Annotated in this window: 11 protein-coding genes; 9 read left to right on the top strand and 2 right to left on the bottom strand. The window is 68.9% G+C overall.

All coding sequences use genetic code 11. The annotated features are described in order from the left end of the window. Nucleotides 1-5: 5 nt before the first annotated feature. Nucleotides 6-1,157, bottom strand: a complete 1,152-nt coding sequence (gene sucC / locus EV652_RS04610) for an ADP-forming succinate--CoA ligase subunit beta (protein ID WP_132207640.1) — start codon at nucleotides 1,155-1,157, stop codon at nucleotides 6-8. A gap of 150 nt (nucleotides 1,158-1,307) precedes the next feature. Between sucC and EV652_RS04605 the strand changes: the two genes are divergently transcribed. The 6 genes from EV652_RS04605 (at nucleotide 1,308) to EV652_RS04580 (ending at nucleotide 7,199) form a co-directional block, all read left to right on the top strand. After that, entirely contained in the window at nucleotides 1,308-2,684 is a 1,377-nt protein-coding gene (locus EV652_RS04605) for an OFA family MFS transporter (RefSeq protein ID WP_132207639.1), read from the top strand. A gap of 350 nt (nucleotides 2,685-3,034) precedes the next feature. Next, nucleotides 3,035-3,247 (top strand): hypothetical protein, encoded by a 213-nt coding sequence (locus EV652_RS04600; protein ID WP_132207638.1) that lies wholly within the window; start codon nucleotides 3,035-3,037, stop codon nucleotides 3,245-3,247. Between the two features lie 9 nt (nucleotides 3,248-3,256). Beyond that, a complete protein-coding gene (locus tag EV652_RS04595) occupies nucleotides 3,257-4,264 on the top strand; it encodes a LacI family DNA-binding transcriptional regulator (protein WP_132207637.1) in 1,008 nt (335 codons plus the stop codon). Between the two features lie 31 nt (nucleotides 4,265-4,295). Then, on the top strand, nucleotides 4,296-5,309 hold the full coding sequence (locus EV652_RS04590; RefSeq protein ID WP_132207636.1) for a Gfo/Idh/MocA family protein: 1,014 nt from the start codon (nucleotides 4,296-4,298) through the stop codon (nucleotides 5,307-5,309). Continuing rightward, a complete protein-coding gene (locus EV652_RS04585; RefSeq protein WP_199237992.1) occupies nucleotides 5,306-6,352 on the top strand; it encodes a Gfo/Idh/MocA family protein in 1,047 nt (348 codons plus the stop codon). The genes EV652_RS04590 and EV652_RS04585 overlap by 4 nt, the downstream gene beginning before the upstream one ends. A 1-nt stretch (nucleotide 6,353) precedes the next feature. Then, nucleotides 6,354-7,199, top strand: a complete 846-nt coding sequence (locus tag EV652_RS04580) for a Gfo/Idh/MocA family oxidoreductase (RefSeq protein WP_158441090.1) — start codon at nucleotides 6,354-6,356, stop codon at nucleotides 7,197-7,199. A gap of 59 nt (nucleotides 7,200-7,258) precedes the next feature. On the opposite strand, the gene EV652_RS04575 is transcribed toward EV652_RS04580, so the two are convergent. After that, complete coding sequence (locus EV652_RS04575; protein WP_132207634.1) at nucleotides 7,259-7,543, bottom strand: Rv0250c family protein; 285 nt, start codon at nucleotides 7,541-7,543, stop codon at nucleotides 7,259-7,261. Nucleotides 7,544-7,681: 138 nt separating this feature from the next. Between EV652_RS04575 and EV652_RS04570 the strand changes: the two genes are divergently transcribed. From EV652_RS04570 to EV652_RS04560, 3 genes are read left to right on the top strand one after another with little or no spacing between them, the layout of a single operon-like run. Next, a complete protein-coding gene (locus EV652_RS04570; protein WP_199237991.1) occupies nucleotides 7,682-9,406 on the top strand; it encodes a thiamine pyrophosphate-binding protein in 1,725 nt (574 codons plus the stop codon). A gap of 26 nt (nucleotides 9,407-9,432) precedes the next feature. Beyond that, on the top strand, nucleotides 9,433-10,671 hold the full coding sequence (gene frc, locus EV652_RS04565) for a formyl-CoA transferase (RefSeq protein WP_132207633.1): 1,239 nt from the start codon (nucleotides 9,433-9,435) through the stop codon (nucleotides 10,669-10,671). Between the two features lie 50 nt (nucleotides 10,672-10,721). After that, nucleotides 10,722-12,878, top strand: a complete 2,157-nt coding sequence (locus EV652_RS04560) for an acetate--CoA ligase family protein (RefSeq protein ID WP_132207632.1) — start codon at nucleotides 10,722-10,724, stop codon at nucleotides 12,876-12,878. Nucleotides 12,879-12,881 lie beyond the last annotated feature (3 nt).

Here is a 12,881-nt window from a genome sequence, read left to right as displayed (position 1 = left end):
ACCTCTCAGTTCTGGGCGGCGAGTTCGGCGGCGCGGGCGGCGGCACCGTCCATCGTGTCCACCACGGTCACCAGCGGATGGTTGGCCTGGGCAAGGATCCGGCGGCCCTCGTCGACGTTGTTGCCGTCCAGCCGGACCACCAGCGGCTTGTCGGCCTTGTCGCCGAGTACGTCGAGGGCCTGCACGATCCCGTTCGACACCGCGTCACAGGCGGTGATGCCGCCGAAGACGTTCACGAAGACACTGCGCACCTGGGCATCGCTCAGGATGATGCCCAGTCCGTTGGCCATCACCTCGGCCGACGCGCCACCCCCGATATCGAGGAAGTTGGCCGGCTTCACGCCGTACGAAGCGCCGGCGTACGCGACCACGTCGAGGGTCGACATGACCAGGCCGGCGCCGTTGCCGATGATGCCGACCGAGCCGTCCAGCTTGACGTAGTTCAGGCCCTTGTCCTGGGCCGCGGCCTCGAGCGGATCCGCGGCCGCCTTGTCCTCGAACCCGACGTGGTCGGAGTGCCGGTACGACGCGTTGTCGTCGAGTGTGATCTTGCCGTCGAGGGCCTCGAGTGATCCGTCGCCCAGCTTGACCAGGGGGTTCACCTCGACCAGTGACGCGTCCTCGGCGATGAACACGTCCCACAGCTTCCGGACCACGTCCTCCGCGCCGGCCGGGAAGCCCGCGGCCGCGACGATCTCGGCGGCCTTGGCCTCGTCCACGCCGACGGCCGGATCGATCGCCACCTTGGCGATCGCGTCCGGGTTGGTGTGCGCGACCTCCTCGATCTCGACACCGCCCTCGGTGCTGGCGATACAGAGGTAGTCGCGGTTGGCCCGGTCGACCAGGAAGGAGAAGTAGTACTCCTCGGCGATATCGGCGGCCGGCGTGAGCAGCACCCGGCGGACCGTGTGGCCCTTGATGTCCATGCCGAGGATCTCGCGCGCCCTGCCCACCGCGTCGTCGGGGGAGCCGGCCAGTTTCACGCCGCCGGCCTTGCCCCGGCCGCCGGTCTTCACCTGCGCCTTCACCACCACCCGGCCGCCCAGTTCTTCGGCGGCCGCGGCGGCATCGGCCGGGTCCTCGATCACCCGGCCGAGCGTCACCGGGACGCCGTGCCGGGCGAACAACTCTTTGGCTTGGTACTCCATCAGGTCCACGGCAGCAGCCTCCTGTTCGGGGTTATCGGCGACTGTATGCTGTATGCACATCACGTCACAAGGGCCCAACCGCAACACGCCGGGTCTGGACAGCCGTACGCCGGAGGAGTACCAAGGTTCCATACGGTATGCAGTAGTCAGGAGACGACGATGAACCACGCGACTCCACCGCCCCGGGACGTGCGCGATGTCTACGGTCGCCGCTACCGGATCGGCGAAGATGCCCGGGAGCTGACCGGGCACCCCCGACGCTGGCAACTGTGGGCCGCCTGGGCCTGCATGGTTGCCATCAGCCCACTGCAGTACTCCTTCGGCACCGCGGCACCCGTCCTGCAGGACGGGCGAGGCTGGGGTGCCGTCTCGACGATGTGGTTACTCGCGATCTTCGTCGCCTGCCAGGCTCTGATCGCCATCCCGGCCGCCTGGGCCCAGCGAGTACGCCGGGCGACGCCGACCCAGCTGGTCGTGGCGGGTGGTGTGTTCGCCGCGATCGGCCTGGCGACACTGGCGCATGCGGACAACTATCCGCTTGTGGTGCTGGGTTACGCGGTCCTTGGTGGAGCCGGCGCCGGACTGGTGTACGCCGCCTGCATCACCACCGCGGCACGCTGGTTCCCGGATCGCCGTACCGCCACCATCGGGTTGGTCACCGGTGGCTTCGCACTCGGTGCGGTGCCCAGCATCGCCTTGCTGACGATCTTCCAGTCGACCGGCGGTCAGCGCGCGGTCTTCGATGTCACCGCTCTGGTCGCTGTGCTGGTGGTGCTGATCGCCGGCGGTGTGCTCAAAGATCCGCCGCAGCACTGGTGGCCGGCGGAGATCGACGCGCAGGCCTGGGCGATCGACCGCAAGCTCAACCGGAGCATCCCGCACAACCTCCCGGCGGTCCGGCACTACCGCCCCGCCGAGGCGATGCGCACCGGTGCCCTGCCGCTGATGTGGCTGCTGCTGGCCATCAGTACCGCGCTGTCGTTGTTCGGCATCGCGTTCGTCGTGAGCTATGCCGTCACCGTTGAGCTGGGGGTTGCGGTGGCCGGGTTCGCGGCCGGAATGCTTGCCGCCGTCAACGGTCTTGGCCGGTCACTGGCCGGGCATCTGTCGGACCGACTCGGCCGGCGTCGGGTGCTGGCCGCCGTACTGATGGTCGAGGGATTCGCACATGTCGGGCTGGTCATCGCTGGTGAGGCCGGCGCGGGCTCGGCGTTCGTGTTGTGTGCGATGTTCGCCGGGCTGGGCGGTGGCGCGTTCTACGCGATCATGTCGAACCTGGTGCTGGAGTTCTTCGGTGAGAACAGCCTGTTGCAGAACCAGGCGATCCTGTACTCCGCCAAGGCTGCCGGTGGACTCGTCGGCGTTGGTGTCGCGGCTTCACTGGTGGCCGCTGTCGGCTACCGGCCGTTGTTCCTCGGTGCGGGGCTGCTCGGCGTACTGACTGCATTGACCGTGCGGTTCCTGAAACAACCCGGTAGGCCAGCACTACCCGTCCGGCCGCAACTGGGTACGCCGGTCGCAGGGTCAGGCGAGTGAGCGGCTACGCGAAGGTTGCGCGACCTGATCCGTGCGTGATGGAGCTGGTGTCGAAGCTTGCTCGTGAACCGTGGACCGATCGCCCGACCTGCGTGCATCCGGTCCTGAGCGCGGTGGCGAGGATCGTCCATGACCACAGCAGGTCAGCCGGTCGCCGTGAGTTGCTCCCGTTGGCTCCGCGCTTCCTGGACACTGTTCGCACTGGTTTCGAGCCCTCCGCGCGGTTGGTTGCGCTCTGCGTGTCGACCGCTCTCGCCGGCGGCGAGCTCACTCGGGACGAGCGGGTCAGGTTGGAACGGTCTGGTCGGACTGCCCTGCATTTGCTGGGATCTGCGGAGCAGCCTGGGGGTGTGGCGCGCTGTTGGCTTCCGGTGCTCGGGCGCCTCGGGTGGAGTGAGCCGTTCTACCGAAACGTCGTCGCCACCGAGCACGCGGCCGAAGCCGTGGCCGTCACCGCCCGGGCCTCGGACGACGTACGGCTACGCGGGCTGCTGAAGCAATGTCTGGCGGTGGTCGACTCCGCTGTCACCGGTTGCACGTCGACCGCGGGAGGTGGGCGCTAGGCTGCGGCCATGGCCAGGCGTACGGCGGACGGCAGCCCCACGATGGCGACCGTCGCCGCCGAGGCGGGCGTCTCCCGGGCCACGGTGTCGCGGGCCTTCAGCCAGCCGCACCGGCTGCGCCCCGAGACCGTCGAGCGGATCCGGGAGATCGCCGGGCGCCTCGGGTATGCCGTCAACCCGGCGGCGAAAGCCCTGTCCACCGGACGATCGGGCACGTTGGCACTGATGGTGCCCGACGTCGCGAACCCGTTCTTCCCGCCGATGATCAAGGCGGTCGAACGCCGCGCCGACCAGGCCGGGTACGCCGTCTTCCTCGGCCACACCGACGAGAGCCCGGCCCGGGAGGACCTCCTGCTCAACCGGTTCGCCCAGCAGGTCGACGGATTCGTCATCGCCTCCAGTCGGCTGACCGAGGCCGCCATCCGCGCGCACGCCGAGCGCAGTCCGGCGGTTCTGGTGAATCGGGACGTCGCAGGCATTCCCCGGGTGCTGATCGACACCACCAGAGGCGTCACGCAGGCGGTGGAGCATCTGGCGGCGCTCGGGCACCGGAGGATCGCCTACCTGCCCGGGCCGAGCCGCTCGTGGTCCAACAGCGAGCGCCGGCGCACAGTCAAGCGTGCCGGGGTGCGGGCCGGTCTGTCCGTCACCATGCTGCCCGGACGGCGTTCGTCGTACGAGTCCGGCCGGCAGGCGGTGCCGGCGATCCTGGCGACGGGGGTCACCGCGGTGATCGCGTTCGACGATCTGCTCGCTCATGGAGTGCTGACCGGGCTGGCCGAACGCGGCGTCGTCGTACCGCTGGACTTCTCGGTCGTCGGTTGTGATGACGTCCTGGCGGCGCAGACTCATCCGTCGCTCACCACCGTGTCGTCGCGGGCGGCCGAGGCCGGCGCGGCTGCGGTGGAACTGCTGGCCAACCGCCTCGGCGACGGCGGGACCGCAGCGGACGACCGGCTGCTACTCGACACGTCCTTGGTGGTGCGCGCTTCGACCGCGGCGGCGCCGGTGTGTTGACGTGCAACCGGTTGCACGCTTGACTCGATCCATGCCCGCACCCCTCCGGCTGGCCGTGATCGGCGCCGCGCACGCCCATGTCCGGTACGCGCTGGATGAGGTGACCGCGCGCGAGAATCTCGTGCTGGTCGGCGTCGCGGATCCGGATCCGGCGACGGCGGCCCGGTACGCCGGCGAGTTCGACGTACCGGCGTACGACGACCACGGGCGGCTGCTCGACGAGCTGCGACCGGACGTCGTCATGGTCGCGGGGATCTACGCGGACCGGGCCGAGGCGGTCGTCGACTCACTCCGCGCGGGCGCCCATGTGCTCGCGGACAAACCGCTCTGTACGACGCGCGCCGAGCTCGACGCGATCGAAGCCGCCCAGCAGGAGACCGGCCGTATCGTCACCTTGCTGCTGGAGAAGCGGAACTATCCCGAAACCCTCGCGGCTCGTGCGCTGCTGGCCGACGGTTCGTTGGGAGACCTTGTGCAGATCGCGTCGACCGGGCCGCACAAGCTCAACCGGCCCACCCGGCCGGACTGGTTCCTCACCAGGAAGGGCTACGGCGGAATCCTCGGCGATCTCGCCGTCCACGACATCGACCTCGTCCTGCTGCTGTCGGGAGCGACCGAGGGGACGGTCGCCGGGCTGGCGGACGGCACCGATCCCGAGTTCGCGCTGTCGGGGTCCCTGCTGCTCAGAGCAGGCTCGATCGCCGCGACGATCGAGGTCAACTGGCTGACGCCCGCTGCGTCGCCGTACCACGGCGACTACCGGATGCGGCTGACCGGCACCGAGGGTACGGCGGAGTTGTTCTGGGCGCAGAACAAGTTGATCGCGGCAACCACTGAACGCCCACCCTGGCAGGTGGAGCTGCCGCCCGGTCGGCGACCCGCGGCCGACGCGTTCGACGCGCTGTCGGCGGGTCTCGAGCCCGAGACCGGTACGGCGGCGGGGTTCGCCGCAACGCGGGTCGCGCTGCTCGCCCAGGAGAGTGCCGACGCGGGCGGAGTCGTCGTGCCGTGGACGTACGGACAACTGAGAGGACTGCCCGGATGAAGTTCGCAGTGGTGGGCGCCGGAGTCATCGGTGAGACCCATGCCCGCCTGATCACGTCCCTGCCCGGCGAGGCGGAGCTGGTCGCGGTGGTCGACGTGGAGGCGGACCGGGCCGCCGCGATGAGCAGCAAGTACGGCGGCGAGCCGATGACAGAGCTGGAGAAGGCCTGCGCCCGACCGGACATCGACGCGGTCAGCATCTGCCTGCCCAGTGGTCTGCACGCCGATGCCGCCATCACCGCGCTCGAGGCCGGCAGGCACGTTGTCGTGGAGAAGCCGATCGACGTGACGCTGGCAGCGGCCGACCGGCTCATCGACGTGGAGCAGCGGACCGGGCTGACCGTGGCGGTGATCAGCCAGCGCCGGTTCCAGCACGCTCCGGCCTTCGTCCACCAGGCTGTCGCCGAGGGCCGGCTCGGCCGGATCACCGCGGGCATCGCCGAGTCGGCCTTCTGGCGCTCGCAGGAGTACTACGACTCCGGCGGCTGGCGGGGTACGGTCGCGCTCGACGGCGGCGGAGCCCTGATGAACCAGGGCATCCACGTGGTCGACCTGCTGCTGTGGATGCTGGGCGAGCCCGTCGAGGTGCAGGCGTACAGCGACCTGCTCGCGCATGAGCGGATCGACGTCGAGGACACGGTGGCGGCGACCGTGCGGTTCCGCAGCGGAGCGATCGGGTCGATCGTGGCGACGACCGCGGCGTACCCGGGCCGGCCGGTCCGGCTGTCCGTGTACGGCGATCGCGGCAGCGCGGTGATCGAGCAGGACGACCTCGTTGCCTTCGACACCGCCGACGGTGAACCCGCGGACCAGGCGAGGAGCGCCCAGCCGGTCGCAGATGGGGAGCCGGCGGCCGAGGCGAGCGTCTCCCGATCGGTCGCCGACGCTCACCGCGACCAGTACCTCGATTTCATCGCAGCGGTGCGCGACGGCCGTCCGCCGTCGATCGGCACCCAGGACGCCCGGCGTGCGCTCGAAGTGGTGCTCGGTATCTACGAATCCGCCCGGACCGGCGGTCCGGTCCAGCTCAGCGGGAGACAGTGACGTGCGCATCGGCATCATCGGTACGGAGAACTCCCACGTCGACCACATCATCGAGTACCTGAACGTGCAGCGGCGCGCCGGGGAGACTCGCGTCGTCGCCGCCAGCGGCGGCCCGAGCGAACGCAACGAGAAGCTCCGCGCCACCGGGCAACTCGAGCGGCTCGTCGACGGACCCACGGACCTGCTCGGCCTGGTCGACGCCGTGATCATCACCGACCGGCACGGCGGTCTGCACCGGGAGCACGCCGTACCGTTCCTGGCCGAAGGCCTGCCGGTGTTCGTGGACAAGCCGCTCGCCTGCACCGAGGCCGACGCCCGGGCGATCGTTGCCGCGGCGCGCGAACACGATGCACCGTTGACGTCGTCCTCAGCCGTCCGCTGGGTGCCGGACACGGACGCGCTGGCCGAGCAGGCGGCGTCGCTCGGCGCTCCGCAGGCGGTGATCACCACCGGCCCGGCGGATCCGGACAGTCAGTACGGCGGTATCTACTTCTACGGCATCCACGCGGTCGACGTCGCCCTCAGGCTCGCGCCCGGCGTCATTGGCGACGTGCGAGTGGAACAGGTAGCCGACACGGTCATCGCCACCGCCGACGTCGGTGGGGTCCGGGTCGTGGTCCAGTTGGTGCTGCCGGGACCGGACGGTCAGGTCCCGTTCCACGGCATGGTCGTCGGACGGCACGGTCTCGCGGCCCGCGAGCTCACCCTCGGTACGTCGTACGTCGAGCCCGGACTGCGTGCGTTCCTGGAGATGGCCGAGACCCGCCGGCCGCCGATCGACTACGACGACCTGGTGCGTCCGATGCAGTTCCTCGACCCGATCGTCGAGGCGATCCGCCAGCGCTGACCTTGCGCCGTTACCCACTCCGGGCCCCGCAGCTATCGTCTGCCGGGCCCGGAGTTCGTTTACGGAGCGCGTCGGCCGGGGGCTCCCACACCTTCGTGGTCGACGTCGCCGGTGCCCCACAGTCCGTGGTCATGGTCACCGTCCGGGATCACCACCAGCTCGTGCCGGCGTGGTGCACCGACCTGCTGCTCGAGGCGGCGTAGGTCGGTCGAGCACCGGTCGAGATCATCGAGCAGCCGCAGTACGTCGAGATGCGGGCCGAGCCGATTCCTCAACGCCGTAAGGGATTTTTCCAGCGCCAGCACAGCCCGGCGAGTCTGGTCGAGTTCGTCGTGAATCGTCATCGCAGCCTCCTGGTGCCGAGCTCTGGACAACCGCCATGGCCTCCGGTAAGACTACGACTACACCATACGGTATGCAATCTACATTCTGTGTTGACACGACAGGGGCGCACCCCGGCCCTTCCGAGGAGATGACTGCAGATGGCGCAGACAGTGTCGGAGACCCAACCAGTCGCAGAGGTGAAGGAGTCCGAGGGTTCACAGCCGGCGACGATCTCAGGTGGTCACCTGGTCGCCAAGGCTCTGAAGGCTGAGGGGATCGACGTGATCTTCACCCTCTGTGGCGGTCACATCATCGACATCTACGACGGCTGTGTGGACGAGGGCATCGCGGTGGTCGACGTCCGGCACGAGCAGGTCGCCGCGCACGCGGCCGACGGCTACGCGCGGGTGACCGGCAAGCCCGGCTGCGCGGTGGTGACCGCCGGACCAGGGACGACGGACGCCGTCACCGGTGTCGCGAACGCGTTCCGGGCCGAGAGCCCGATGCTGCTGATCGGTGGGCAGGGCGCGCTGAACCAGCACAAGATGGGATCCCTGCAGGACCTGCCGCACGTCGACATGATGACGCCGATCACCAAGTTCGCCGCGACCGTGCCGCACACCGCGCGCGCCGCCGACATGGTGTCGATGGCGTTGCGTGAGTGCTACAACGGCGCCCCCGGCCCGTCGTTCCTGGAGATCCCGCGCGACATCCTGGACAACTCGGTCCCGGTCGACCAGGCGACCATCCCCGAGGCCGGCCACTACCGCGCCTCGACCAGGAGCGTCGGCGACCCGGCGAACATCGAGGCCCTGGCCGACCTGCTGTCGCGGGCCGAGAAGCCCGTGGTCCTGCTCGGCAGCCAGGTCTGGACGTCGCGCGGCAGCGAGGCCGCGACGGAGTTCGCCCGCACGCTCGACATCCCGGTGTTCATGAACGGCTCGGCCCGCGGCACGCTGCCGCCCGGCGACCCGCACCACTTCCACCTGTCCCGGCGGTACGGGTTCAACAACGCCGACCTGATCCTGATCGTCGGTACGCCGTTCGACTTCCGGATGGGCTACGGCCGCCGGCTGCCGAAGAGCGCGACCGTGGTCCAGATCGACATGGACTACCGCACCGTCGGCAAGAACCGCGATGTCGACCTCGGCCTGGTCGGCGACCCGGGTGCGATCCTTGCCGCCGTCACCCAGGCCTCGTCCGGCCGGGTCCGCAAGGCCGACCGGAAGGCCTGGTTCGCCGAGTTGCGCGCCGAGGAGGACGCGGCGTACCAGAAGCGGCTGCCCCGGCAGTTGTCCGACGCCAACCCGATCCACCCGCTGCGGCTGGCGCATGAGATCAACGAGTTCCTCACCGAGGACTCGATCTACATCGGCGACGGCGGCGACATCGTCACCTTCTCCGGCGGCGTGGTCCAGCCGAAGTCACCCGGCCACTGGATGGACCCGGGCCCGCTCGGCACCCTCGGTGTCGGCATCCCGTTCGTGCTGGCGGCGAAGTACGCGCGGCCCGACAAGGAAGTGGTCGCGCTGTTCGGCGACGGTGCGTTCTCGCTGACCGGCTGGGACTTCGAGACGCTGGTCCGTTTCAAGCTGCCCTTCGTCGGTGTCGTCGGCAACAACTCCTCGATGAACCAGATCCGCTACGGCCAGGAGGTCAAGTACGGCCACGACCGCGGCCGGATCGGCAACACCCTCGGCGACGTCAAGTACGACGAGTTCGCCAAGATGCTCGGCGGGTACGGCGAGGAGGTCCGCGACCCCAAGGACATCGGGCCGGCCATGCAGCGGGCCCGCGAGTCCGGGCTGCCCTCACTGATCAACGTCTGGGTCGACCCGGATGCGTACGCCCCCGGAACCATGAACCAGACGATGTACAAGTAGCCGCACAAGTAGCTGGAGGACCACGCATGACCGCTTCTGGCCAACGGGCCCTCGAAGGTGTCCGCGTACTCGACATGACCCATGTGCAGTCCGGACCCTCCTGCACGCAGATACTCGCCTGGCTCGGTGCCGACGTCGTCAAGCTGGAGGCGCCCACCGGTGACATCACCCGCCAGCAGCTGCGCGACGTACCGGACGTCGACAGCCTCTATTTCACGATGCTGAACTGCAACAAGCGCAGCATCACGCTGAACATGAAGTCCGACCGGGGCAAGGAGATCTTCACCGACCTGGTCAAGGACGCCGACATCCTGGTGGAGAACTTCGCGCCCGGTGCGATCGACCGGATGGGGTTCACCTGGGAACGACTGCAGCTGATCAACCCGAAGCTGATCTTCGCCTCGATCAAGGGCTTCGGCCCGGGCCGGTACGAGGACTTCAAGGCCTACGAGGTGGTCGCCCAGGCGATGGGCGGCGCGATGAGTACGACCGGGTTCGAGGACGGTCCGCCGACCGCCACCGGCGCCCAGATCGGTGACTCCGGCACCGGGATCCACCTGGTCGCCGGCATCCTGGCCGCGCTCTACCAGCGGACCAACACCGGCAAGGGCCAGCGGGTCACGGTGGCGATGCAGGAGGCCGTGCTCAACCTGAGCCGGGTCAAGCTGCGCGACCAGCAGCGACTCGCCCACGGGCCGCTGCCTGAGTACCCGAACGAGCATTTCGGCGACGAGGTGCCGCGGTCCGGGAACGCCTCCGGCGGCGGCCAGCCCGGCTGGGCGCTGCGGTGCGCTCCGGGCGGTCCGAACGACTACATCTACGTGATCGTCCAGCCGCCCGGCTGGGCCCCGATCGCGAGCCTGATCGGCAAGCCCGAGCTGGCCGACGACCCGGACTGGTCCACGCCGGCCGCCCGGCTCGACAAGCTGGACAAGATGTTCGCGCTGATCGAGCAGTGGACCGAGCAGCACACCAAGTTCGAGGTGATGGACAAGCTCAACGCGCTGAACGTGCCCTGCGGGCCGATCATGTCCACGCGTGAGTTGATCGAGGACGAGACGCTGGCCGAGCTCGGCGCCGTGGTCGAGGTGAAGCACCCGCAGCGCGGCAGCTTCAAGACCGTCGGCTGCCCGATCAAGCTGTCCGACTCCCCGGTCCAGGTCGAGACCTCACCCGGTCTCGGCGAACACAACTCCGTCATCTACGGCTCGCTCGGCATCGACACGAGCGAACTCGAGGAACTCAAGGCCGCCGGCGTCGTCTGACGCCCCACCTGATGGCAGCACCGTCGCATCCCTGAAGAAGGAGCTCAGGCATGACCTATGACAAGGCAGCAGTCCAGACCATCCTCGACCAGGCTCTGGCGGACGGCCGCACCTCACTGAGCGCACCCGAGGCCAAGCAGGTCGCGGACGCGTACGGCATCCCGACGCCGGGTGAAGGGTTGGCCACGACTGCCGAGGGAGCCGCCGGTCTCGCGGCCGAGATCGGCTTCCCCGTCGTGCTGAAGATCGTCTCGCCGGACATCCTGCACAAGACCGACGCCGGTGGCGTGGTCGTCGGCGTCGACTCCGCCGAGGCGGCGGTGAAGGCCTTCGACCAGATCGTCACCAACGCGAAGGCCTACCAGGCCGACGCGGACATCACCGGCGTACAGGTGCAGAAGATGCTGGTCACCGGCGGTGACGTGCAGGAGGTCATCGTCGGTGCGGTCACCGACCAGACGTTCGGCAAGGTGGTCGCGTTCGGGCTGGGTGGCGTCCTGGTCGAGGTGCTCAAGGACGTCACCTTCCGGCTGGCCCCGCTGTCGGCCGACGAGGCTCGCTCGATGATCGACGGGATCAGCGCGCACGAGATGCTGGACGGCGTCCGCGGTGCCAAGCCGGTGGACAAGGACGCCGTGGCCGACCTGGTCCAGCGGGTGTCCGACCTGGTCACCGACTTCCCGCAGTTCGCCGAGGTGGACCTGAACCCGGTGCTGGCCGGGCCGGACGGTGCCACCGCGGTGGACTTCCGGATTATCGTCGACGCCGAGGCCGGCAAGCCGGTCGAGCGGTACAGCCAGGAGGAGATCCTGACCGCGATGACCCGGATCATGAAACCGCGCGCGGTCGCGGTGATCGGGGCCTCGAACGAGACCGGCAAGATCGGCAACTCGGTGATGAAGAACCTGGTCAACGGCGGGTACCAGGGTGACATCTACCCGATCAACCCCAAGGGCGGTGAGGTCCTCGGGCTGAAGGCGTTCCCGAGTATCACCGACGTACCGGGTGACGTGGACGTCGCGGTGTTCGCCGTACCGGCCAAGTTCGTCGGCGGTGCGCTCGAGCAGTGCGGTGAGAAGGGCGTGGCCGGGGCGATCCTGATCCCGTCCGGGTTCGCCGAGACCGGCGAGCAGGAACTGCAGGACGAGGTCGTCGCGATCGCGCGCAAGCACAACGTGCGCATTCTCGGGCCGAACATCTACGGCTACTACTACCTGCCGGAGAGCCTGTGCGCGACGTTCTGCACGCCGTACGACGTCCGCGGCAGTGTCGCGTTGTCGTCACAGAGCGGAGGCATCGGGATGGCGATCCTCGGCTTCAGCCGGTCCAGCCGGATGGGCGTCTCGGCGATCGTTGGGGTAGGCAACAAGGCCGACATCGACGAGGATGACCTCCTCACGTTCTTCGAGAACGACGACAACACCAACCTGATCGCCATGCATCTGGAGGATTTGAAGGACGGCCGGGCGTTCGCCGAGACGGCGTCCCGGGTGTCGAAGAAGAAGCCGGTCGTCGTGCTGAAGGCCGGCCGGACCGACATGGGCGCGCGGGCGGCCAGCTCGCACACCGGTGCACTGGCCGGCAACGACAAGGTGTACGACGACATCCTCCGGCAGAGCGGTGTGGTCCGGGCGCCGGGGCTGAACGAGATGCTCCAGTACGCCCGCGGCATCCCGCTGCTGCCGACGCCGAAGGGCGAGAACGTCGTCATCATCACCGGCGCGGGCGGTTCCGGCGTACTGCTGTCGGACGCGTGTGTGGACAACGGCCTGCAGCTGATGTCGATGCCGGCCGATCTGGACGAGGCGTTCAAGAAGTTCATCCCGCCGTTCGGTGCCTCCGGCAACCCGGTCGACATCACCGGCGGTGAGCCGCCGTCGACGTACCGGAACACCATCGCGCTCGGGCTTTCCGATGACCGGATCCATGCCTTGATCCTGGGCTACTGGCACACGATCGTGACACCGCCGATGGTGTTCGCGAAGCTGGTCGCCGAGGTGGTCGAGGAGTACCGGGCCAAGGGCATCGACAAGCCGGTGGTCGCCTCGCTGTCCGGTGACGTCGAGGTCGAGGAAGCCAGTCAGTACCTGTTCGACCACGGTGTGGTCGCCTACCCGTACACCACCGAGACGCCGGTCCAGGTACTCGGTGCCAAGTACCGCTGGGCCCGGAACGCGGGTCCGCTCGGTTCACCAGGGCAGGTCTGATGG

It is taken from the genome of Kribbella steppae, from assembly GCF_004342025.1.
Taxonomy (GTDB): domain Bacteria; phylum Actinomycetota; class Actinomycetes; order Propionibacteriales; family Kribbellaceae; genus Kribbella; species Kribbella steppae.
The sequence above is the reverse complement of the archived record's forward strand: the minus strand, read 5'-3'. Positions and strand labels throughout refer to the sequence as shown.

Coding starts and splice junctions, on each gene's coding strand:
- EV652_RS04605 (WP_132207639.1), top strand. CDS start 1,308: ATGAACCACGCGACTCCACCGCCCCGGGACGTGCGCGATGTCTACGGT.
- EV652_RS04595 (WP_132207637.1), top strand. CDS start 3,257: ATGGCCAGGCGTACGGCGGACGGCAGCCCCACGATGGCGACCGTCGCC.
- EV652_RS04590 (WP_132207636.1), top strand. CDS start 4,296: ATGCCCGCACCCCTCCGGCTGGCCGTGATCGGCGCCGCGCACGCCCAT.
- EV652_RS04585 (WP_199237992.1), top strand. CDS start 5,306: ATGAAGTTCGCAGTGGTGGGCGCCGGAGTCATCGGTGAGACCCATGCC.
- EV652_RS04575 (WP_132207634.1), bottom strand. CDS start 7,543: ATGACGATTCACGACGAACTCGACCAGACTCGCCGGGCTGTGCTGGCG.
- EV652_RS04570 (WP_199237991.1), top strand. CDS start 7,682: ATGGCGCAGACAGTGTCGGAGACCCAACCAGTCGCAGAGGTGAAGGAG.
- frc (WP_132207633.1), top strand. CDS start 9,433: ATGACCGCTTCTGGCCAACGGGCCCTCGAAGGTGTCCGCGTACTCGAC.
- EV652_RS04560 (WP_132207632.1), top strand. CDS start 10,722: ATGACCTATGACAAGGCAGCAGTCCAGACCATCCTCGACCAGGCTCTG.